Origin of the sequence: Dehalobacter sp. (assembly GCF_030063005.1) — a bacterium.
GTDB lineage: Bacteria > Bacillota > Desulfitobacteriia > Desulfitobacteriales > Syntrophobotulaceae > Dehalobacter > Dehalobacter restrictus.
The window spans coordinates 233,408-254,702 of sequence record NZ_JAPDHR010000015.1 but is presented as its reverse complement, the minus strand read 5'-3'; the positions used below and the strand labels follow the sequence as shown (position 1 = coordinate 254,702).

General features: G+C 44.5%; 24 protein-coding genes. 1 reads left to right on the top strand and 23 read right to left on the bottom strand.

Features of this window, described 5'->3' with window-relative positions; all coding sequences use genetic code 11:
• Positions 1-3: 3 nt before the first annotated feature.
• From OKX56_RS05815 to nifJ, 3 genes are all read right to left on the bottom strand, one after another.
• On the bottom strand, positions 4-1,449 hold the full coding sequence (locus OKX56_RS05815; protein ID WP_287895870.1) for an aminotransferase class I/II-fold pyridoxal phosphate-dependent enzyme: 1,446 nt from the start codon (positions 1,447-1,449) through the stop codon (positions 4-6).
• Between the two features lie 66 nt (positions 1,450-1,515).
• Positions 1,516-1,737 (bottom strand): sigma factor G inhibitor Gin, encoded by a 222-nt coding sequence (locus OKX56_RS14910; protein WP_353737764.1) that lies wholly within the window; start codon positions 1,735-1,737, stop codon positions 1,516-1,518.
• A 318-nt stretch (positions 1,738-2,055) separates the two neighbouring features.
• Positions 2,056-5,592 carry a pyruvate:ferredoxin (flavodoxin) oxidoreductase gene (gene nifJ / locus OKX56_RS05810; RefSeq protein WP_287895868.1) on the bottom strand — a complete coding sequence of 1,179 codons (3,537 nt, stop codon included), beginning with the start codon at positions 5,590-5,592 and terminating at the stop codon, positions 2,056-2,058.
• A 561-nt stretch (positions 5,593-6,153) separates the two neighbouring features.
• Here nifJ and OKX56_RS05805 point away from each other — a divergent pair.
• Positions 6,154-6,639: an OB-fold protein gene (locus OKX56_RS05805; protein WP_287895866.1), complete on the top strand. Its 486-nt coding sequence runs from the start codon at positions 6,154-6,156 to the stop codon at positions 6,637-6,639.
• A gap of 73 nt (positions 6,640-6,712) precedes the next feature.
• Here the strand turns inward: OKX56_RS05805 and OKX56_RS05800 are convergent, their stop codons facing one another.
• The 20 genes from OKX56_RS05800 to OKX56_RS05705 form a co-directional block, all read right to left on the bottom strand.
• Entirely contained in the window at positions 6,713-6,895 is a 183-nt protein-coding gene (locus tag OKX56_RS05800; RefSeq protein WP_287895865.1) for a hypothetical protein, read from the bottom strand.
• 5 nt (positions 6,896-6,900) lie between these two features.
• Positions 6,901-7,581, bottom strand: a complete 681-nt coding sequence (locus OKX56_RS05795) for a M23 family metallopeptidase (RefSeq protein WP_287895864.1) — start codon at positions 7,579-7,581, stop codon at positions 6,901-6,903.
• Between the two features lie 5 nt (positions 7,582-7,586).
• On the bottom strand, positions 7,587-7,988 hold the full coding sequence (locus OKX56_RS05790) for a phage holin family protein (RefSeq protein WP_287895863.1): 402 nt from the start codon (positions 7,986-7,988) through the stop codon (positions 7,587-7,589).
• A gap of 65 nt (positions 7,989-8,053) precedes the next feature.
• The gene (locus OKX56_RS05785) at positions 8,054-10,219 is read right to left on the bottom strand and encodes a phage head spike fiber domain-containing protein (RefSeq protein ID WP_287895862.1); all 2,166 of its coding nucleotides are present in this window, start codon (positions 10,217-10,219) and stop codon (positions 8,054-8,056) included.
• Entirely contained in the window at positions 10,219-10,467 is a 249-nt protein-coding gene (locus OKX56_RS05780) for a hypothetical protein (protein ID WP_287895861.1), read from the bottom strand. Before OKX56_RS05780 ends, OKX56_RS05785 begins: the two co-directional genes overlap by 1 nt.
• Before the next feature lie 2 nt (positions 10,468-10,469).
• Positions 10,470-10,916 (bottom strand): hypothetical protein, encoded by a 447-nt coding sequence (locus OKX56_RS05775; protein ID WP_287895860.1) that lies wholly within the window; start codon positions 10,914-10,916, stop codon positions 10,470-10,472.
• 14 nt (positions 10,917-10,930) lie between these two features.
• Complete coding sequence (locus tag OKX56_RS05770) at positions 10,931-11,287, bottom strand: hypothetical protein (protein ID WP_287895859.1); 357 nt, start codon at positions 11,285-11,287, stop codon at positions 10,931-10,933.
• 3 nt (positions 11,288-11,290) lie between these two features.
• The gene (locus OKX56_RS05765; RefSeq protein WP_287895858.1) at positions 11,291-12,283 is read right to left on the bottom strand and encodes a glycine-rich domain-containing protein; all 993 of its coding nucleotides are present in this window, start codon (positions 12,281-12,283) and stop codon (positions 11,291-11,293) included.
• Positions 12,284-12,298: 15 nt separating this feature from the next.
• The gene (locus OKX56_RS05760) at positions 12,299-12,706 is read right to left on the bottom strand and encodes a hypothetical protein (RefSeq protein ID WP_287895857.1); all 408 of its coding nucleotides are present in this window, start codon (positions 12,704-12,706) and stop codon (positions 12,299-12,301) included.
• Complete coding sequence (locus OKX56_RS05755) at positions 12,706-14,262, bottom strand: hypothetical protein (protein ID WP_287895856.1); 1,557 nt, start codon at positions 14,260-14,262, stop codon at positions 12,706-12,708. Before OKX56_RS05755 ends, OKX56_RS05760 begins: the two co-directional genes overlap by 1 nt.
• 5 nt (positions 14,263-14,267) lie before the next feature.
• Positions 14,268-14,612 carry a DUF6711 family protein gene (locus OKX56_RS05750; protein WP_287895855.1) on the bottom strand — a complete coding sequence of 115 codons (345 nt, stop codon included), beginning with the start codon at positions 14,610-14,612 and terminating at the stop codon, positions 14,268-14,270.
• A 16-nt stretch (positions 14,613-14,628) separates the two neighbouring features.
• Positions 14,629-16,800: a phage tail tape measure protein gene (locus OKX56_RS05745; protein ID WP_287895853.1), complete on the bottom strand. Its 2,172-nt coding sequence runs from the start codon at positions 16,798-16,800 to the stop codon at positions 14,629-14,631.
• A gap of 205 nt (positions 16,801-17,005) precedes the next feature.
• Positions 17,006-17,596: a bacteriophage Gp15 family protein gene (locus OKX56_RS05740; RefSeq protein WP_287895852.1), complete on the bottom strand. Its 591-nt coding sequence runs from the start codon at positions 17,594-17,596 to the stop codon at positions 17,006-17,008.
• Positions 17,596-18,045, bottom strand: a complete 450-nt coding sequence (locus OKX56_RS05735) for a DUF6673 family protein (RefSeq protein WP_287895850.1) — start codon at positions 18,043-18,045, stop codon at positions 17,596-17,598. Before OKX56_RS05735 ends, OKX56_RS05740 begins: the two co-directional genes overlap by 1 nt.
• A gap of 59 nt (positions 18,046-18,104) precedes the next feature.
• Positions 18,105-18,587: a phage tail tube protein gene (locus OKX56_RS05730; RefSeq protein WP_287895848.1), complete on the bottom strand. Its 483-nt coding sequence runs from the start codon at positions 18,585-18,587 to the stop codon at positions 18,105-18,107.
• A 4-nt stretch (positions 18,588-18,591) separates the two neighbouring features.
• Positions 18,592-19,008: a phage tail terminator protein gene (locus OKX56_RS05725; RefSeq protein ID WP_287895847.1), complete on the bottom strand. Its 417-nt coding sequence runs from the start codon at positions 19,006-19,008 to the stop codon at positions 18,592-18,594.
• Positions 19,005-19,445: a minor capsid protein gene (locus OKX56_RS05720; protein WP_287895846.1), complete on the bottom strand. Its 441-nt coding sequence runs from the start codon at positions 19,443-19,445 to the stop codon at positions 19,005-19,007. Before OKX56_RS05720 ends, OKX56_RS05725 begins: the two co-directional genes overlap by 4 nt.
• Positions 19,442-19,834 carry a DUF6751 family protein gene (locus OKX56_RS05715; RefSeq protein ID WP_287895845.1) on the bottom strand — a complete coding sequence of 131 codons (393 nt, stop codon included), beginning with the start codon at positions 19,832-19,834 and terminating at the stop codon, positions 19,442-19,444. Before OKX56_RS05715 ends, OKX56_RS05720 begins: the two co-directional genes overlap by 4 nt.
• Complete coding sequence (locus OKX56_RS05710; RefSeq protein WP_287895844.1) at positions 19,834-20,160, bottom strand: head-tail connector protein; 327 nt, start codon at positions 20,158-20,160, stop codon at positions 19,834-19,836. The genes OKX56_RS05715 and OKX56_RS05710 overlap by 1 nt, the downstream gene beginning before the upstream one ends.
• Positions 20,161-20,175: 15 nt before the next feature.
• A complete protein-coding gene (locus OKX56_RS05705) occupies positions 20,176-21,288 on the bottom strand; it encodes a major capsid protein (RefSeq protein ID WP_287895843.1) in 1,113 nt (370 codons plus the stop codon).
• Positions 21,289-21,295 lie beyond the last annotated feature (7 nt).

Genomic DNA, 21,295 nt, shown 5'->3' with positions numbered 1-21,295 from the left:
ACCTTAAATATTCACTGCGAGAATTTCTCCGCGTTCCGAACCATCCCACCCCTGCCAATTATACTCCCTGGCCCTGTTCAGATATTCCAGCACATAAGAGGTGATCTCTTCTCCTCCTGCAATAAGCGGGATGCCGGGGGGATAAATCGAAATAGTTTCTCCGGAAATTAAACCAAGGGCATCCTTTAGTTTCACCGGTTTCTTGGCTGCCAGCCATGCTTCCCTCGGCGTCAAATGCATCGGAGGGATAAGCAGAGTGGAGCCTGATCCGGCAGAATTCTGAGATTGATCCGTTCTTCGCTCCTTTTGCTGTCCTGCCAGCCCACGGTACTTGCCCGCCAGGTATTCCAGCGCCTTCGTCAAATGACGTACGTCCTCGGGCCTGCTGCCTGCGCCGAGCATAAAAAGAATATTTTCTTTGTCCCATAATTCAGGCTCAATCTGGAATACCTTTCTTAAAAAATCTACAGCTTCAAACGCAGTCAAGCCCAAACCCGAAACATTGATCAGAATTTTGGACCAATCAACATCATAAATACCATATTTCCCGGAGTCCTTACCTGTAAGTATCCGAAAAGGTCCCTCCAGTTTTTGGTGCAGCAGACATACTTCCACGTAAAGATCCTGCCAGATCTGTGTCTGTGTTAATCCTTCAAGCGCCGTTTCCAGAGAAGCCATCAGAAGATAGCTCGGACTGGAAGTCTGCAGAAATTCCAATGATTTTTTCAGGGCCGTACGGTCAACTCTGCTGCCCTGTACATGGAGCATTCCGGCCTGAGTAAGCGCCGCGAGGGTCTTATGGGAACTATGGAGCACCAAGTCTGCTCCTTCGGCTACGGCACCGGCAGGGAACAGCCCTCCCTGCAAATGGGAGCCATGGGCCTGATCCACCAGAATCGGAATAAACGGAGCATTCCCGTCCCTTTGCTTGATGATTGTTTTGAGATCTGTGACTGTTCCGTAATAACTTGGACTCGTCAGATGCAGCGCCCCAATTCCTGCCAGATCGTCGGAATATTCTACCGCATCCATTCCTAGCGCCAAATGAAAATCCGGATGAATAATCGGAGCAATATATTCGGGAACAACTCCCGACAGGATCAAGGCACCAAAAACTGACCGGTGCGCCCTGCGGTCAATTCGGACTTTTCTGTCTGTCAGCCGCATACCGGCCATCAGCGCGGCAAACATAGACTGGTTACCCGCAGTACCTCCGTTAATCAGAAAAAAGGTCTCTTCCGATCCATAAGCTTCCGCAGCTTTTTTCTGTGCTTCAGCGATAATCCCATGTGGATGGTGGAGCATATCCAACCCTGGAAGTTCCGTTAAATCATAATCCGGAAACATCATTCCGGACAGTAGTTCCTTACTGCCTTTATGACCAGGCGTATGAAACGAAACCATACCCTGCCCACAGTAGTCATCAAGTCCTTTTCTCAGTGAATCCACCGGGTTCCTCCCCACAATAGGTATCATTTTATTTTAGCATATTTTCACTTGTATTTCACCTTTGTTTTAGCGATTTGACTGTCCACATATGTAATCAGCAGACTGTCCGTATAGGACTTTCCGTATAAGCAGTAAATTCTCCTGATACGTTGGGGTCCGGACATCGGCTGTCATAATTTGTTCTTCACAAGCTGAGCAAATAAACTTTCCGGCAAGGCGAAACCCGTCATACAGACCATTTAAGGGAGTATTCCGGCACAGTGAACAACGTGGATAAATATTATGCATTGAGACTCATTCCTTTCGGTTAACCAGAATGCTTACTGTTTATTTAGTGCCTTGTCAACCCTAAAATTATTATATAATGGGATGAGATTTTTTTAAGGCAAGGAGCTGCAAGACAACGCAGTATTAAAAGAAATCTGCCGCCAGGATATTATAAGATCTAGGGTTGATATGGTACTTGATGCTTATAGTATATTCTTCCCTTAAAAAAGAGTTATTAGTACCCTTTTGCTGGATATGGAAACTAAAAAAAGAGGCTGCTGCGGCAAATGTTCATCATCTGCCTGCAGCAGCTTCCGTTTGTTCTCCAATTTTGCAGTGTTAGTTCCAATCCTGATCATTCAGGCGCTTGTATGATTTGTAGCGTTCTCCGGCAAATTTTTCGGCTCCTTTAAAAAGGTCTTCCGCCGTATCCGGGAAAGTACGAAGCAAGGAGCTGTATCTTACTTCAGACATGATAAAATCTCTGAAGGACGCTGATGGCTCTTTCGAATCGAGGGTAAACGGTTTTTCTCCTTTTTCGAGAAGATCCGGATTGTAACGGTACAGATGCCAATACCCGGCTTCAACAGCTTTCTTAGCCTGTGTGACACTGGTCGCCATACCGGAATGAATGCCATGGTTGATACAGGGTGCATACGCAATAACCAGAGAAGGTCCTTTGTACGCCTCTGCTTCCTGAATGGCCTTTAAGGTCTGAGTCATGCTGGATCCCAGAGCAACCTGGGCAACGTAAACATAGCCGTAGCTCATGGCCATCATGCCGAGATCCTTTTTGCGGATTTTCTTGCCGGCTGCAGCAAATTTAGCAATGGCAGCACGTGGTGTTGCCTTGGAAGCCTGACCGCCTGTATTCGAATAGACTTCTGTGTCGAGAACCAGAATATTGACATCATCGCCTGAAGCCAGGACATGGTCCAGTCCGCCGTAGCCGATATCATAAGCCCAGCCGTCTCCACCGATGATCCACTGTGATTTTTTGACCAAGTGATCTTTCTTCTCCCAAATCTTTTGCAGAAGTTCATTGGACTTCACATCGACGGAAGCAAAAGCGTCAAGCACTTTTTTGGCAGCGGCCTTGGAGGTATCTCCATCATTCATATTCTCTGTCCATTCCTGGAAAGCTGCTTTCATTTCCGCAGGAATATCCAGACTGAGGGCCTGCTTCATTTCGTCAGCCAGTCTGCTGCGCATCTGCTGAACGCCAAGATACATACCATACCCGTATTCAGCATTGTCTTCAAACAAGGAGTTGGCCCAGGTAGGTCCTTTACCTTCTTTGTTGGTGGTATATGGAATGGAAGGAGCACTGCCGCCCCAGATCGACGTACAACCTGTGGCATTTGCAACCATCATCCGATCCCCAAACAGCTGGGTTAAGAGTTTTACATAGGCAGTCTCTCCGCAGCCGGGGCAAGCGCCGCTGAATTCAAGCAGCGGTTTAACAAACTGACTGTTCTTCACGGAATATTTATTGGCAATTTTGTCTTCTTTACCGCTTAAAGCCACCGCATACTCCCAGAGAGGAGCCTGGACCGCGGTCATCTCTTCGACTTCCCTCATAACCAGCGCTTTTTCTTTCGCAGGACAAATATCCGCGCAGTTGCCGCAGCCTGTGCAATCGAGCGGGCTGACCTGCATGCGGTATTGGAGTCCGGCCAGATCTTTGCCGGCAGCCTTGACAGCAGCAAAAGCTTCCGGAGCCTGAGCCGCTTCCTGCTCATCCATCAGGAAAGGTCTGATCGCGCTATGCGGGCATACATAAGAACATTGGTTGCATTGGGTGCAGTTATCTTTGATCCATTCAGGAATCGCAGTACCAATCCCGCGTTTCTCGTAAGCCGAGGTCCCCAGAGGGAATGTTCCGTCCTCACGGCCTAAAAATGCACTTACCGGAAGTTTGTCACCTTCCTGGGCAGCCATAACACGCGCAACATCTTTAATAAAGGCAGGGTCTTTCTCATTCCCGAGGAAAATACCCTTATTGGCATCGGCCTCAGCCCAGGATGCGGGAACTTCAACTTGCACAAGTGCATTACATCCGGCATCGATCGCCTTATTGTTCATGTCAACGACTTCCTGTCCCTTTTTGCCATAGGCCTTAACAACCGAATCCTTCAGGTACTGAAGCGCATCCTCCAGCGGAATGACTTTGGCCAGCTTGAAGAAGGCCGACTGCATAATCATATTGATCCTGCTGCCGAGTCCAATTTCCCTGGCAATCTTGCCGGCGTCAATAATATAGAACTTGGCATTCTTAGCCGCAATGGCTTTTTTGAGTGCATCAGGAAGCTTTTCGTCCAGTTCCTCCACCGGCCACTGACAGTTTAATACGAACGTACCTCCAGGTTTCAGTCCTTTCAGCAGATGATATTTATCCACATAGGACTGGTTATGACAAGCAATGTAGTTCGCGGTATTGACAAGATAAGGCGCTTTGATCGGGGTTTTGCCAAATCTCAGATGCGATACGGTCGTACCTCCTGATTTCTTGCTGTCATAGGCGAAATAAGCCTGAGCATAGAGTTCTGTGAAATCTCCGATAATCTTGATCGCCTGCTTATTGGCACCGACGGTTCCATCCGCACCAAGTCCCCAGAACTGGCAGCTGATGGTTCCTTCAGGGGTTGTATCAATAAATTGCTTCTCTTCCAAAGAAGTAAACGTAACATCATCAATAATGCCGATCGTGAAACCGTGCTTGGGACTTTCCGCTTTCAGGTTCTCATATACCGCGAGGATCTGAGAAGGTGTGGTATCCTTGGAACCCAGACCATAGCGTCCGCCGACAATTACCGGTTTTTCGGCCTGCTTGGAAAAAACATCTACAACATCAAGGTATAAAGGTTCGCCAAGGGAACCCGGCTCTTTGGTACGTTCCAATACAGCTATTTTCTTGACTGTCTTGGGCAAAGCTGCGATAAAGTGTTCCGCAGAGAAAGGCCGAAACAAACGAACCCTTAATACACCTACTTTTTCACCCTGCGCTGCGAGATAATCAATCGTTTCACTGATTGTATCCCCGACAGAACCCATAACAATAATAACCCGCTCAGCATCCGGAGCTCCATAATACTGAAAGAGCTTATATTCACGTCCCGTAAGACCCTTATATTTTTGCATATATTCTTCGACAATCCCAGGCACCGCCTGATAAAAACTATTACTGGCTTCGCGAGCCTGAAAGTAGATATCGGGATTCTGGGCGGTCCCTCTGAGACAGGGATGTTCAGGATTCAAGGCATTGTCTCTGAACTGTTTCAATGCTTCCCAATCAAGCAGCGTTCCAACTTCTTCATACTCCGGCACGTTGATTTTGGAAATCTCATGAGAAGTCCTGAAGCCGTCAAAGAAATGAAGGAACGGCACTCTGGCTTTTATTGCAGAGAGGTGAGCGATGTAAGCAAGATCCATGGCTTCCTGCACACTTCCAGAACTTAACATCGCAAAGCCGGTCATCCGGACAGACATGACATCCTGATGATCGCCAAAGATGGACAAGGCATGTGCTGCAAGTGCTCTGGCACTGACATGAAAGACACCGGGCAGCTGCTCACCGGAGACTTTATACATATTCGGAATCATCAGAAGCAGACCTTGAGAAGCCGTATACGTCGTAGTAAGCGCTCCAGCCTGCAGCGAACCATGAAAAGCACCGGCGGCTCCGGCTTCCGATTGCATCTCAACTACCTTCATCGGTTGGCCAAAAATATTCTTACGGCCATACGCAGCCCATTCATCAACAAGCTCTGCCATGTCGGATGAAGGGGTAATCGGGAAAATAGTAGCTACTTCGGAAAACGCATATGAAGCATGCGCAGCAGCTTCGTTCCCTGACATTGTTTTCATTTTCGACATTTGTTTTCTCCTCCTCAATCTTCTTGTTTGTTTTTCTTTCGTAGAGATAACCCCTATCCGACCAACTAAATAAAAGAAACTAAAAAAATAACATTAACGGATTGAAAATGTTGCTTCGGCCAGTAGTATGCGATTAAGAGTAAACTACCTGGATTAGGCTACAAATACAGGGAACTATTTTTTTACGATAGTCCCCTGCTATTTTAGTATACTTTTTATTTCTTCTATTCGTCAAGCTTAATTTTGCTGCAAAAGGGCTTATTTAAAAAAGAATACTGTATTCAATCAGACAATTTATATTCCTATTAAATCAAAATCCGCTATTTTCAGGGCTTTCAGACTATTTTTGTATATTGCGCGAATAGTACTTGTAAAAATTCATAGCTTTTAGGCGAAATATACGATATTACAAGACACACTTTCAGATTTGCTTTAATCCAAAAATACTATCCATCTTACCCAGTGTAGGATGGATTATTTTTTTGTTTCGACTTAATTTACCTTACTTCGACCTTATATAATTAGTAAAATACTTAGAAGTAAAAAAATGGAGGTAATTAAATGTCGGATGAAGTAAAAGTTAAAAAACCCATTACAAAACGTTGGTGGTTCTGGATGTTCATTGTAATCATTGCTATTGCCGCCATAAGTAATCTAGGGTCTAATGACAATAGTACCGCATCCGCACCGACGGACAATCAAGCTAAACAAAGTGATCCTGCACCACCTACCACTCCAATGGTCGTAACCGTAGACAAACTAATTGAAGACTTGGATAACAATGCACTTAACGCCAGTAATACTTATAAAGATAAATATGTTGAGATAACCGGTCAATTATCAAATATTGATAGTAGTGGTAACTATTTTTCCATTGGCCCTTTGGATGGTAGTTTCTCGTTATTCAATGTCATGTGTTACATAACTGAAGAACAGAAAGCTACAGTAGCCAAATTTACAAACAAACAAAAAGTTACCGTGATTGGAACTATTACCGATGTTGGAGAAGTAATTGGTTATTCATTAGATGTTGAAAGCATAAAATAAAATATTACAGCCCTAAATGTAGCCATAAACGCAAAAAAGCCCCGAAGGATCTTATTCCTCCGGGGCTTCACTATTACTTCTGCTCTGGCTGTTCCAAAGCTGTACTCTTTCCAAAATAATAACCAATCACCGGCCCAACAATGGCCGTAAATTCAACCGGTATATTCTTTCCTGTTACTAGACAATAGCCGGTAAATAAAATATACGCTGCCGTCATGGTCAGCGCAATCGTTTTGCGAGTCTGAATTTTAGGCATTTTATTTACCTCCCCTGACAAATTTTTATAACCTGGGCACAGGTATCGTATCGGTCAGAGCCAACGATATTTACGCAATTTGCGGCCGGCTTTTCACTGCTGCCAACTACATAAACATTCTGTGCTGCAGCCAGGGTGTCGGTAGCAACTGTATTGAGATGATCTACCGGAGCAGCTAAGTGATCAGCTAGGTACCCGGCAGCTCTTTCATCCGGACCAGGGTTACATAAGATTAAGTTTTTAATCAATTCCTTTTCCTCCTTTATACGTACAGCTGTACCTACGGCGTTTTTAATTCCCAGCCAAGCGGCCGGATCAATGTCATTTCTGAGTTCCCAAGGACCTTTTCTAACTTCAAAATGCAAATGGGCTCCTGTTACTTGGCCGGTTGCCCCCATGATTCCGAGCCTATCACCTTCCTTGACCGTCTGACCTCTTGCGACATTAAAAGAGGACATATGAGCATGGATAAGGTCGTATTCATTTTGGTATCTAAGTATAATGTAATTACCCCAACCCGGAGGATCAAAGCCCTTGGCAATGATAATGCCGGGAACTGAAGCAAGTATTGTCGGATCACTGGATACCATATCTATGCCGGAATGATAACCCTTTGCGTAAGTAAACCCTGCCGGCGGAGGAGTGCCATAGGCTTTTGTTATTTGAGGGTTTTTAAGTGGCAACATAGTTATCACTCTCCTTTCTCCTGCAATTGGACTAGAACCTTTTTAATTGCTCCAGGCATCGGAACTCCCAGAATCCCTAGATTCTCAATGATGGATAACCCTTCCCGGGCTATATAAAAATAAAGGGCCAACATTCGGAATATTGGCTCTTTATTCCCAAGCAGCTGATCCAGCATGACTGCGATTGCAATGACAACAATTATGATCCCCTTCCGGATCCCGCCCCAGAACATAATCTCACTATCTACCTTTTTCTTTTTCCAAGCTCCCAGGAACCCTGTTACATAATCGATAATCATAAATGTAATAAGCACACGCAGCGCTACATCCCACCCTCCCAACCAGTAGCTTATGAAGGTTCCAACAGCGGCCACAAATGAGCTAATACTTATTTCTTTTATATCCAAGATAACTACCTCCTTTCGGACATAAAAAAATACACCTCATCGGGTGTTAATGGACCTTTAACTGATTAAATTATTCCTTGACTAATATACCTCACCTTCGGTCTTATCAACGCCACCTGTCTTGTAGTTCCTCCAGCCATCCAACTTGTCGGCGTTGCTCCTGTTTCTAGTTGGGCTTTAATGACTGGTACTTCGCTAGGAACAATGGCATCAGAACCATTAGATTTAGCTGAAAGTAGTTTTACTTTTGTACAATTACTTGGGGTGGTTATTGTTTTACTCATAGCTCCTTCTGGCGAAGAAGTATAAGAGATATAACTACCATCAGAAGCATAAAAGAAAAAACTACTAGAGGCATGAAGATTGCTTGTGACCGAATAGGTATATTGTGTATTCGGTAATACCTCTATAAATCCTACTGTTCTAATTCTACTGGCTGAGGTTGCGGGTTCTCCGGTAGTAGTACCAAGAGTTCCCTGTTCCCATCCTGATACATCAGTAGGACAAATATTTGTACTCTGTCTCTCTGGCACAGCAGGGTAATTATTCAGGTACTCATTCAAGAGCGCAGCGTCTGATGGGTAGTCATTTGAGATGTGGATTTCGTCGATCATTGAACCTAAAGCATATGCTACTTGCGACGCATGACCAGCAAAAGTAATTACGGAATCAAAAGCAGAAGGTAACGCAGGATTGACAATAGTCGCTTTTAAAACTGCATCAATAAAAAACTTAACTTCAGCGGTGCTCCATTTTAGACATATTAAATGCCAACCTTCTGGAGTATTTGAATCTGGTACTGACACATACGCCATGTCTGTTCCAGCGTCATTCTTACCGGCAATATACCAATTAGACGCCTGATCGTGGGATATAGCAAGTCCTGTGCCACCTATTAACCTATTAACGCTAAAAATACGAGTATGGTTATTTGCAATATTTCTTCTTGACGCGGGATTAAAATACACCCACATCCTGATACAACCACTTGCTGGCGTTAACCCCCCAGGAGTAGTTATAGAATACACTTCCGCATTGCGTGTACCATCGACAAAGTTTGTTGCATAGGCTTTAGTTTCAAGTTGAGGAAAAGCAAAGTAAGACGAGCCAATAGCAGTACCGCCAGAAACCCACTCCGCGCCATATAATCCTAATGTTAAATATGTGTTTCCAGCGTTATTGTTTGCCAAAACAGCAGTAACTTTATACCAACCATTTCCAACTGCTGTCAATGTGGGTGTAACACCAGCGGTTGCGTATATTGTTGGTGTCGTTCCCCAGGTTATTACTATATCTGTGGTCAACACAGTGCCACCAGTATAACTAAGATATAACTGTGTTTTTGCATAACTGCCTTGCTTTACATATACAGACCCTACACGTTGCACAGAATCATTTGGCACAGAAATTTGTTGAGTAATGTAACAATTACGAGTATTATCGGGGTCGGTGACAAGCCATGCCTTATCTCCGCCAAAAGGATCAATTTGCCCCCCCTGTACTATTGTATTTGTAACTTTTGCCCAAATAGCATTACTGAAATCCAAAGGTTTAGATAGTAAATTTGTCGTACTCTCTTCCACCCACACAGGATTTGCTGGCTGAATAAGAATACCTCCGTTGGCGTTGGCAAACTTAGCATCACACTGAGCAAGTGTAAGGTTATCTAACCCAAGAGCCGTCAGGTCTACCATTACGGCACAGTCCCAATATTCTGTGTCTGTAACATTACTGTGGTCGAAAACAAAACGTATGCCGCCCTTTCCAGCAACAGTAGTTTTAATTACACTTAATGTCTGCCAAACTCCTGTAATGGAAGAAGCGCTCTTGCCAACCGGATTAGTCCAATCATTATAATCATAAATATTCAAATAGGCAGTTCCAGACGTATAAGCTGAAAGATATAACATAGTCCTACAGTAAATTTTATGACCATCAGGAAAAGGTACGTCTATCCTCGCGCCACTACTATATGCAACATTGGCAAATTTTAAACTTTTAGTTCCCTTATAAGCATAATCAGTAGAAACTACTCCAGTATTTAATACCCAACCTGTCGTCGATGTTTCAAAATCGCCTGTGGATATAGCATTTTTAATTAACTGTCCAAACTCCATACGTGGAGTATTTTGAGGGAATATCTTACCAGAGAGATTTAATCCAAACCCTGCCCTAGTTAGTGAGGCAGGATAGATATTCGGAACTGGTCTTTTACTTTTAGGTGTTATCATTACTGACCACCTTCCTCCGGTGTAGGTTCAGGCATAGAATCAATAGGAAGAACTAATGCAGAAATCTCAGGGAAATTCTTTCTTAAATCAGGAAGGAAGATATCTTCAGTATACTGTCTTGCTACAACTGCATCCGTAGTTCCAATCTCAATAACTCCTTGTGATACCAGAACTTCATTGTCGTCGTACACTTTAGTAGTAGCTTCACAAGATTTTTCTTTAACTTCGACAATAATATCATATCTCATGATCATCTCTCCTCCACTCGCACTTCGTTGTTAGCAGCAGCTACAAAGTATATAGGCAAATCTCCAACAGCAAACGACTCTGCCTCTCCTGGTTGTATCGGGATTCCCGTTAAGGTTGTAACTCCTTCTGGACCGTAATAAACGGGTAGAGTCCCTACATTAACAACCTTCATAAATACCCTAGACGCAAGCCGGGAGGCTCCCGCAAATAGTGAGGCTGCTACAGTTCCAACAGTCTTTGCTCCTACTAGAGGGGCATTGATTACGTTCGCAAAACTCCTTGCTATAAAAGACATGCTCCAATCTAAATTCCACGTATTCCCGTCAAAAACAAATTTTTTCCCGGTATCCAATTCTTCACATTTGGCACCAGGTTTCACTCCTGTAGTTAGTTTTGTATCGGTAGATAAGCACTGGTAATATTCTTTTATAATTGACTGAAAGGCCATTGTCATTCCTCCCTTTATAAATTATATTTTGCTTTTTCAGCGTCACTCCAAGAAACACATTCCTGGACATACAAAAGGTATGCTTGGTACTCCATATTATTGGGGTCTAGCATACCTAACCGTTGCATTTGAAATTCATTGTCAATGCTGTACCGCTCCCTGATTTTTGCTACTACCTGAGCGTTGATTGATTCCTTTGTTGGCGTCGGTTCCTGAGGCTGAGAAAAAGTTCCGCCAGCATAAGTCCAATTCTGCTCAATATTATCCGGACAAGATATAAATTGCTGTTCGATCTCCAAAACAAAACGACCGGCAGGATCAACCCCGGTCGTTTCCACCACTATTCCGTTTTCAATTCTTGCCCATTTCACCGCTTACACCTCCACCCATTCGACAATTACCACCCCAGCATTACCACCATAAGCGTTGTTAACACTGCTAACGGCAATTGCCCCTTTGCCATATGGATTATATATACTACTCGTTAATTCTATTGCGCTATTACCTCCATTAAAGCCCGCAAAAAAACTGCCTTCATTACCTTTTAAATTTAAATCGCCATTACTACCGTAACCCCCATAACCACCCCTAGCAACGCCAGTTACCCATAAATAACCGCCACTTCCGCCCGTTGCCGAACAATGAGTTCCAAAGGAGCTTGTACCGCCAGCATTCCCATTTGTTGTAGTACCATATGCAGGAGCAACACCACCTGCACCAATAGTTACAGTAACCGCATCATCTTTTGTGAGGGATAATGTTTTTATAACTATAGCACCCCCTCCGCCGCCGCCAACACCGTTGGATGCATCTCTTGCGCTACTACCGCCGCCACCAACAACAGTGACTTTATAAACGCCAGTTTGTGGAGCGGTAAAGGTACCATCCGCGGTAAAGATCTGTTTTCTAAACCTCGGCACTTCAGGGCTGATCTGGAAGTTTGTACCGTCATAAATAACCGTAATAACTCGACCAACTTTTATATCGCCGTCCTCCAAGTCGCTGCTTACTTTTTTCTTAATGGCTTTTGCACCCAGGCTATTTACATTAAGTGTACATGCTCCCGTGTTGGCTACATCAGCCTTAATTCGTACCGTAAGCCCTGCAGTATAAGATGTAATTACCCCAGTCAGAGTAACCGCATAAGCATCAGATCCGGAAGAGCTAGCAGCATATATTGTGGAGCCGGTGAGAGCCTCGACAATCCCGTCCTCAATATTATTCATATATGCTGCGCTGGTTGGAGTGCCAGGGTTTGTAATTGTTCCCTCATCCGGTGTAAATGTATATTGGGTATTGTTTTGATCTCGATATCTTCTAATAAACTCAACTACTCTATCAGTCCAAGTTCTTCGCGTATATGCCATATTTTCATCCCTTTCTTAAAGATAAGTAGGGTCTTGGCCACAATAATATGTTCCACAATACTTTAGGTAAGCTTTTATTTTATTGACCATAATATAAAGAGCTAATAAGTTGCTTTCCAACCTATTAGCGTCTGTATAATCAAACGGGTCTAGCGTATGCCAATCGGTTTTAGGTGTTATCCATCCCAAAGGTTCAAAAGTAGCATTTTTCAATGCTAAAACATTTTGTTCAATTCGATTTAAGCTATCATAAAATTCAAAAGATGTAATATCACGGTTTGTAATTGACGTTAGCCCGGTAATTGAGGCATAGGTATTTATTAAATCAACCATTGCATTTATATTACCTTCAACACGGTTTAAATCTCCGTAATTATAATAATTATTTGCCGTCCAATCGGTTTTAGGCGTTACCCAAGCCATTAAGATCCCGCCTTTCCGTTTGTTTTTCCATCGAGATATCCCCGAAAATTAAACTCTTGCTTCGTGATTCTTACTTGTTTATTCTCACTAAATTCGTCTTCAACCGTAACTATATCCCCCACTGCTATAGCTGGGTTCATGCGCCAGTTTATTTCATAAAGGAATCTTTTCTTATACTCAGCCAAAATCCAGGCTGCTACATTGGCCGCATGGGTTGCATCGGTGATCAGGCCGTTATTGACTGTGATTGATAAGGTTTGCTCGTCCGCTGCCTTGGAAGGATCGACATAGGTATAAACTGTATTGCCGTTATCAATATAAATTGTATTGATTAGGACATCCAGGGTGATCTTAGGCGAGTTAAATACATTGTCAAAGTCTATTGTTTCATCTAAGGCTGTATCTGATAGCTGTTTTATAATCGGCTTTCCTGTTACCCTGTCAGAGTAAACGGCTGCCATTCCGGCTATCGCAATAAGCTGCAATGCCTCTCTGTGGGGCATCTTTTCAAGGGAGCCTGAGGAGGTAATACTTTGCAAGGCTGTATCAATTTCATAGTCAGTAATTCCGGCAGAAGTAAACACTGCCTGCGCTATATTGTAAAGAGTAGCTCCTGAGTATGTTCCTCCGGCAAAGTTATCCTGAGCCAAAAGGTCCATGACATCATAAGCAGTAAATGATGCCGTCATGGTCCCCTCATCTGACTTCCATTCACTTAAATAAAAAATACCCATTGGTATATATTCTGTATCGCCGGAAGCCTTTAAGACGCCCAAATAAGGATTGATTTTCTGTTTTTTCTGTAGTGCTGGATATACACCGGAGAGATTAAGTATATTAAACCGTTTGTCTTGGTTATCTAATGTCATTTTTAACTCGTTAGCAGTGACTTGATTGCTTATAGTGTCTAATTCCTCCAGGATGCTTGCGTTAATTATTTCCTGCCCGGTATATTGATAAACAATGCCAAAACTGATTTCTGCTACCCTGGCCCTCCGTGATCCCGTTGCCCATTTAGTTATGGTCACTACTATTTTGCGGTAATTGGAAAATGTATGTTCCAAGAGATATTTACTAAGAGTGTTGCCGGTTACAGTCTCAGTGTAAAGCAAAACATTTGAGCTATTATAAAATCTAATTGTAAAATCTGAGGCATATTCATTGGCCTTAGTATCAAAAAACAGCGTAATTCCTACACTGCTATGGTCTTTTGAAAACTGCATTGTGATAACTTGGGGGGTACTAAAGGTTCCATCTGCTCCGCATATTGCGTTACTCCACCACCCTACCTGATAACCTGTTTCTATTGGTTTAGGCGGGAGGACAAAAGAGCCATCTAGCTTCCAGTAGTTTGGTTCTAGGGTTGCCAGTTTACCGGATAATTCCGTTACGGTATCAGATATTTGAGCCTTTTTGCTTATACTGGCCTCGCTGGTTACAGTTGTTGTGGCGTCCGGTGAGGCATCTATGTCTACTATCTGAAATTCTATCTTTGCCTTGGTCTGACGGACAGGTGCATATACAGCTTCTTTAAATTGTGTTGATACAGGTATCATAAGCCTTACCTCTCAATCAAACTAAATTTTACACCTTTCCAGTACATCAGTCCGTTTTTATACCTTAACCCTTCAATATTTCTATCTCCGCAGTAAAAGGTTCCGCTTTTCATTGTATTGTCCTGGGGGTCGGGGTATTCCACTGTAAAAAATACTGGAGCAACCAGGTTCAACATTTGGCTTAATTGCTCCCTAGTCAAACGTCCTGCAGCAAGTTCAATTTTTCGCTTTGTAGCAATACGCTCTATAATCATAGTCCCATTTGCGTTACGTCCAGCCTGAGAAATGTCCATAATAGACACATTATAAACAACAATAGCAGGCAACTCCGTATTATTAATTTTAATCACCGCCGCCCCTCCTTTCTTAAACTGGCTTAATAATTACCTTGCCGACTCGCTGATCTTCTTTCGACAAATAAGGCCTTAGGATTCTGCCAAGAGTTGTCCCGTCGATCTGCAGAATAACATCGCCACTTTGATTTTGATTACCTTGAATCATTTGCATAACTGCCAGGAAGGCGCTACCAGTTTCCTCCTGGACAATTTGTCTAATAAGATCCTCCGGAGCTTCTAGGTTACGGCCGCTGCGCTGATCGCCAAGAACTGCCATGAATTCGCTGTTCGGAGGGATTACTGCGCCGGTTGCCAATTTAGGAATATTCGGTATAGTGAAAAGCTGTACATTACCAGCTGGGACTATCTGCTTTCCAGCTATCTTTATTTCATCCCAGCTGAAACGCATTTTTGAATTTACCCAGCCGATAAACTCGTTAAACAATGCAATAGCGGTATTAACGGCATTTTTAAATGTCTCAGCAAATCCGTCTTTGACTCCTGCCATTATCGAAAGCCATTTTTGTTTGGTAAACCATGGCGTGACGCTTGTCTTCCACCAGTTTGGAAGCGTTGTATTCCACCAGGTACTTATTCCAGCCCAGCCGTTCCCCCACCAGGTTTTTACGTCTGTCCATAGCTGCAGCCATCTTTCTTTTGTAAACCACGGCTTTACATCCTGAGTCCACCAAGTTGAAATTCTTGTTTTCCATTCACTGATAAAGGTCTTAATCGATTCAACAGCATCTCTGCCGAGAATTACAATGAATACCGCTTCGAGCATTTCTCCAACACCCTGCAGCATCAATTTTGCTCCTTCGAGAGCCATACCCCAGTCGCCAGTCAAGATACCGCATACAAGCAACAACAGGCCTGATAACACATCAAGAGCCCCTGCAAACTCCATAACAACACCAGCTATTATATCTAACGCCTTATTTTTAATAAACTCACCAATCAATTTTCGGACAGGTTCAAGCTTTTCCCAGACCTTCCCTAAAACTTCTTTAAATCGACCCAAAGCGCCATTCAGGTTTTCAATATACGGAGAAAGTTCTGCAAGGTCTGTTTTGAGTCCATTTATAAATTCCTGTATTTTAGGATTAATCGATATGTCGACATTGACTTCATCTTGTGATCCTACCGTATCAATTCCGAAGTCAGTACCAGAAACTACATCACCCATGCCATCAGCGGTATTCTTGGCCAAGACATTAAGCTCATCAAAGTTGGCCAGCGAGTTATTCAGCTCTTTGTTAGTCTTTTTACTCGCATCACCTACTGCCTTCGTTGCTTTTGCAAGACCGGTTTGGGACTTCTGGGCAGCCGTCCCGCTAGTGGCAATCTGTTTTTGAGTATCGGCTTGCTTCCCAAAGATAGCAGTCGAAACCTGCGCAAAGATATTTGCCAGCCTGGTTAACCCTTCGATAATCGCATTGATTGAAGGAAGAACCGCCTGGGCTAGTGGGATCAGCGCATTGCCGACTGCTATCTTGAGGTTATTGAAGTTGAACCCGAGCCTTAAAACCTGTCCGGAATAAGATTCGGCAATCTTCGCCGCGTCACCGGTCTGGAATTTTGTTTCCTCCATGATACCGAGAACTTCAGCCTGGATCTTCTGTTGCTTGGTTAGATCATTGGTGGCCACGCCAATACTTTTGGCATAGTCCTCCCACATTTTTGCCACGTTCTTTGTGACGCCGGCATTATCGACCAGGATTGAATTCTCATTTTTCAAACCCTCAGTAGCCATTTCAACGGCTTCACCCATTGTATAGCTTGCCTGCCGGCCAAACGCCGCACTGTCCTTTAAGGCAATGAGTACTTGCTGGATCTGGCTGTCATCATAGCCGCGAAGGGCAAGATTCTTATAGGCTGTTATGGCCTTTGTAGCCGGTATCAGACCATCAGAAACGTAGTCATTGATAAACTGCTGGGCCTTAGCAAAGCTCCGTCCCTGGCCCTCCATGATACTCTGGAGGCCCATCATGGCATTAGTCAGATCCGTTGCGGCCTTGATTGATGCTTTTCCGAAATCAACTATTGCCTTAACACCGAAAGCAAGGCCTGCAGCTGCTGCAACACCTTTGAGAGAGGACGCAATTCCTGTTAAACCACTGGAGATCTGTTTAGTTCCAGTATTAAAGCCTTTGGTATCAATCCTTGTATCTATCCGAATGCTGCCATCATATCCTGCTGCCAATGATTTCACCTCCTATGCGAAAGTAATAATCATCGGCACTCAGGCACTACTTGATTATTTCTGTATTGTTCAATTTGATTTCAAAAGTCTTTTTACACATTCGACCTTTACATTTTACAAATACGCCCTTGCAAACCGCTTCATCAGAATGCTCGATCGGCATTGTGTATCCACAGTAAGGGCATTTTATCTTTTTGATAAGGCATCACTCCGCCTCGTTTTTACCTTGTTTTAGTAGCCTCATAAATTCACTTGCCACTATCTGTTCTTCAGTCGTCCGTACTTCCGGAACATCCACAATATCCTGAATCCGGTAATATAGTTCTTTTTCTTCTTTGGTAAGCTTTCCAAGATTCTTCTGCCGGCGCAGGTGAATGAGCCGGTGGAAGAAACAATCTTCTCTTAAATCCAGGAACATATAACAAAACTTCCACCAATGTAAATAATCCACGATTTCAAGGTCAACGCCATGGCTTTGCTTTATTGCTGAGTAGATGTATTTGGCATCCTGATTAAAGCTATACAGCCGACCGGCGCCATCACTATGTGTCTCTTCAGTCTCCGGATCTTCCCCGCAATCAAGAAATTTTACTCCGAGACGGCAGGCCTCATTAATATTCTCCGGAATCTCTTTATACAAAAGTTCAAGCATAACCATTTGCTTTTCGTAACTGGTCAGCTCCGGATCCTCAAAAGCCAGGATTATATTGAGGCATGTCCGGAAGTCAGTATCCAAATCATAGACCACATCATCGATCTCGACTGCTGTAGGCAGCTGCTCAGTTAAGATATTCATTATTTCATCACTTTGGCCGCTGCTCTTCGCTGCGCTCTGTTACCTGTGTATTTTTCAACTTTACCTACGCGGCTTTGCTGGATATACGGTGTAATCCCATTCAAAAACTGCTCAAACATATCCAGGGTATTTGCGTTTCCAAAAGCAGCTTGACTGGTTCCTTTTCCAAAGACATGATCAATTCTTTCCCGAAGGAATTCGCAGATTTCTTTCAGTAACGCCAGGCTTTCTCCCATATTTTTGGGGATATTATAGGAATCCAATTCTGTGTTCTGGTTGAGTATATCGATCTTTTGCATATACTCTTTTTCTTTGCCCTCAAAATCACTGATGAGGCCATAAAACCGTTCAACAAAAGCCAGGTCATTGGGATTAAATTCAATTACCCTGCTTTCATCGTCATTGACCTTTAATCTGATTGAGCCGGTATCAATCCTAAGACTTTGCACCTTTCTCATCCTCCTAAAGAAAGGCCCCACACAATTGTAGGGCCCTCTCTCTTATTTGGTTATGCAGCAGCGAATTCTTTAGTTGTCGGGTTGAACGTCCCAATCTCGGGATCCCCGTTAAGGTTCAGCGTGAAATTGATCTTGGCCGTTTCACCACCGGGCCCACCAAAATCATCAATCTGAACGGAACAAGCATTTCTCTCCGCAGGGTATGATCCGGCAGTTGCAGTCTCGTAAAGATAAACGATGCAGACTTCACTTTCTGCATCAGCGAGCACTTTCCGATTTTTCCTGATCGTATCCACAAAATCGAATACAGGATCCCCTTTGATCGCTGTCATTGGAGTCGGAATATTAACCTTGTAGCTTTCAACGTTCGTTGTTCCGCTGTCCTGGCTAATATAGACCTCCTCCGATGTCTGCGGATTATAGGCAATTGTCTGCTCAGTGACACCGTCGCCAATAAGACTCCACACCGGAACTGCTTTAGTACCGGTATTCAGAAATGCCGCGATCTGGCTTCTTTTAATCTTCCCAGACATAGTATCATCCTTTCTTCTTAGTAAATTTCAGTTTGATCTGCACCTGGTAAAGACCGGTGCCGTCCTCGTCGATATCAAACAGCATGGCATTAGATACCTCAATGCTTTCCACATCATAGCCTGTTGGCAATTCAGGGAAATTATCGGCATCGTTTTGCTCATCCAGCCAGTCTGATAAACCCTCTAGAAAATCGTAATTGTCCTGACGGTCTACTTCGTTAGCTGCTGCTTCTTTGGCATAGAAAACATAGTTGTTTTCAAATGTCTTGTTCCCAATGATGTCGGTAACGGTCTTGCCATTCCCGGAAGGCGCAAGGGCATACTTTGAAACGACGGTACCGGCCATATCCGTTGCCAGCGGTTGGAGATTCATACCCTCATAGGTCTTAAGATAATCCTGCAAAGCTTTGATAATACTCATGATCTGTTTCTCCTCATGAATCTTCTTACATTAGCAAGGATTTGACTGAGCTTATCCTTCTTCATCCGCTCAAACCAGAACGCCCCGCGTTTCGGTGCCCCGTGCTGCTTCAGGTCCTCATCAGTCAGCTTTTTAGGTGCCCTGCCAATCATGACCTTGCCATAATATTGATACCGGGCATACGGAGCATTCCAGACAACTTCACCGCGGCCTGGGATTGTTCCCAGTGCACCGGTTTTCTTCAATAGGCCGCTTTGGAACGGTGTATAGGGATCAGATAGCCTTAGTACTTCGTTATCGACATATACCTGGGCTTCATCGTAAGCACCTTGCCACTCATCCACAAAGTCAGGATTCCACTCAAGCTTAGCAATTGAACCCTTTGTATTGAAGACGGCGCCCCTGGGTGTCACGATCCTGATGTCTTTATGGCTCATTTCCCTGATACCTCCCAGTGCGACATTTCGCCGCCGTAATCCCGGGTATCAACATTTGAGATCGTCAGCACGTCATCAAACAGTTTAAGCTCACTGGATGACTTGACGACCTCATAATCAATATCTCCAAGAATAACGGTGTCGCCGCCTTTTAGCGTCCAGCACCCGGATCTGTCAGTCAGACTTTCCCAGGCTTTTGGCTTCACATAACCGGCACCCGCTGAAAAAGGAATAATCAGCTGCAGACCATCCACAGCTGACTCTCCAGTCTTCCGAACAACGGCCCCTTTTGAGCTGTTCCAAAGGACACCAGCGATCACAGTTCTATGCCACTTCTCAGCGCCGTTGTCCATGTATTTGTTGTAGATCGTCACGGTATGCGGAAACATCAGCACCACCTGACCCTTCGGACATTCGGCAGATAAAGCTGAGCGGCATCATAGAGCCGGTCATCATCAGACTTGGTTTCCTTCTGGTAAGACTTAGACCAGGGGCCCACTGATTGACTGACAACGTCACCGCCCTGCTCATTAGTCTGCCATGCCTCAGCGACGGCGCAGGCAGCCATCTGGACGCTGGCGCTGTCCGGATCGAGATCCACGCCCATACGGTCCAGATAGCTGCTTGCCCGGGTAACTAGCCTGCCAAAGTCGGCTTCGGGTATGGATTTACCCTTATATGTCTCCGTGTAGAACGTATAATCAGCATAAGCCATACCCTAACTCCTCCCTTATCCCAATGCTCTGACGGCCAGTTCCGGATACATGGTTTTGTACCCGTACAGGACATCCATGGAGAGCATTTCTTTTTTGTACTTCATGTCATAGCCGCGAACCACGCGCAACGTGACGCCGTTATATGAAGTCACATAGGCTTCAACGCCAGCCGGTGCCGAAAGTGGTCTCGTCACAAAGGCAAAGGCATTCGGATTGAACGCAAGGTTTGCCGTGTGATTAGCCACGAGGGTAACAGCAGTGTCATCGGCAATAGCCGGAAGCGCCGGGTAAACTTTGACTTCTGCAATTGCATTCGCAGCAGCTGCAGCAGAATCCTCAGTAACGGTGTAATTCTTAGCGCTGATCGTGATGATATCGCCCTTGACGAACTTACCGACGAGCGCCGTGCCATCAATAGCCAGCTTAGTAGCTCCAGCCAGCACCGCGCCATTGACTTTCAGTGTCGTGGCTGTCGTGATCCCAGTCGCATGGGCTTTGACATCCTGGGACATGAAGTTATCCAAGCTAAAGATCCGGCCAATCGATCCTTCGCGCAGCGCTTGGGTAGTACCGGATTTCTCTGCATTGACAATCGCATCGATCGTCGTAAACTTGGCATCAGCATTCGGATCCCATACCGCGATGCGCCCAAGGACCGGAACCTTATTAGTGTTCAGCGCAAGCCTGACATCCGAAAGGTCCGTCAGTGCATCCGGAGTCGTCCCGGCAACCCCGCAGGTGTACGGGATGTCCTTGTACAGGAAAAGGCCATCGGAATTGATCTTTTCAGCCAGGGCAATAGCTGCCGGTTCCAAGAACAATCTGTTCAAGTCATCGACATTGACAGCACGCTGGATGGCACCAAACTCGACGTCTACTGTTGCGAGTTTGTCCAGGGTTACTTCAACGGACTGTTCCGTTACTCCCTGGGCTGTAACACCGGCATTTTCGTCAAAATCATTTGCGGTCAGGATAACCGGTTTTTTAACCTGGATCGTTGCGCCTTTGCCCGTCACGAATTCCTGAGAATAGTCTTTGTGAATCAGGTTCGGGAAAACAAGGTTGCTGATCAAACGTGGCAGTACCTGCCTTGCGATCTCTTTAACGGTAATAAAAGTGTTGCTCATGTTCTAT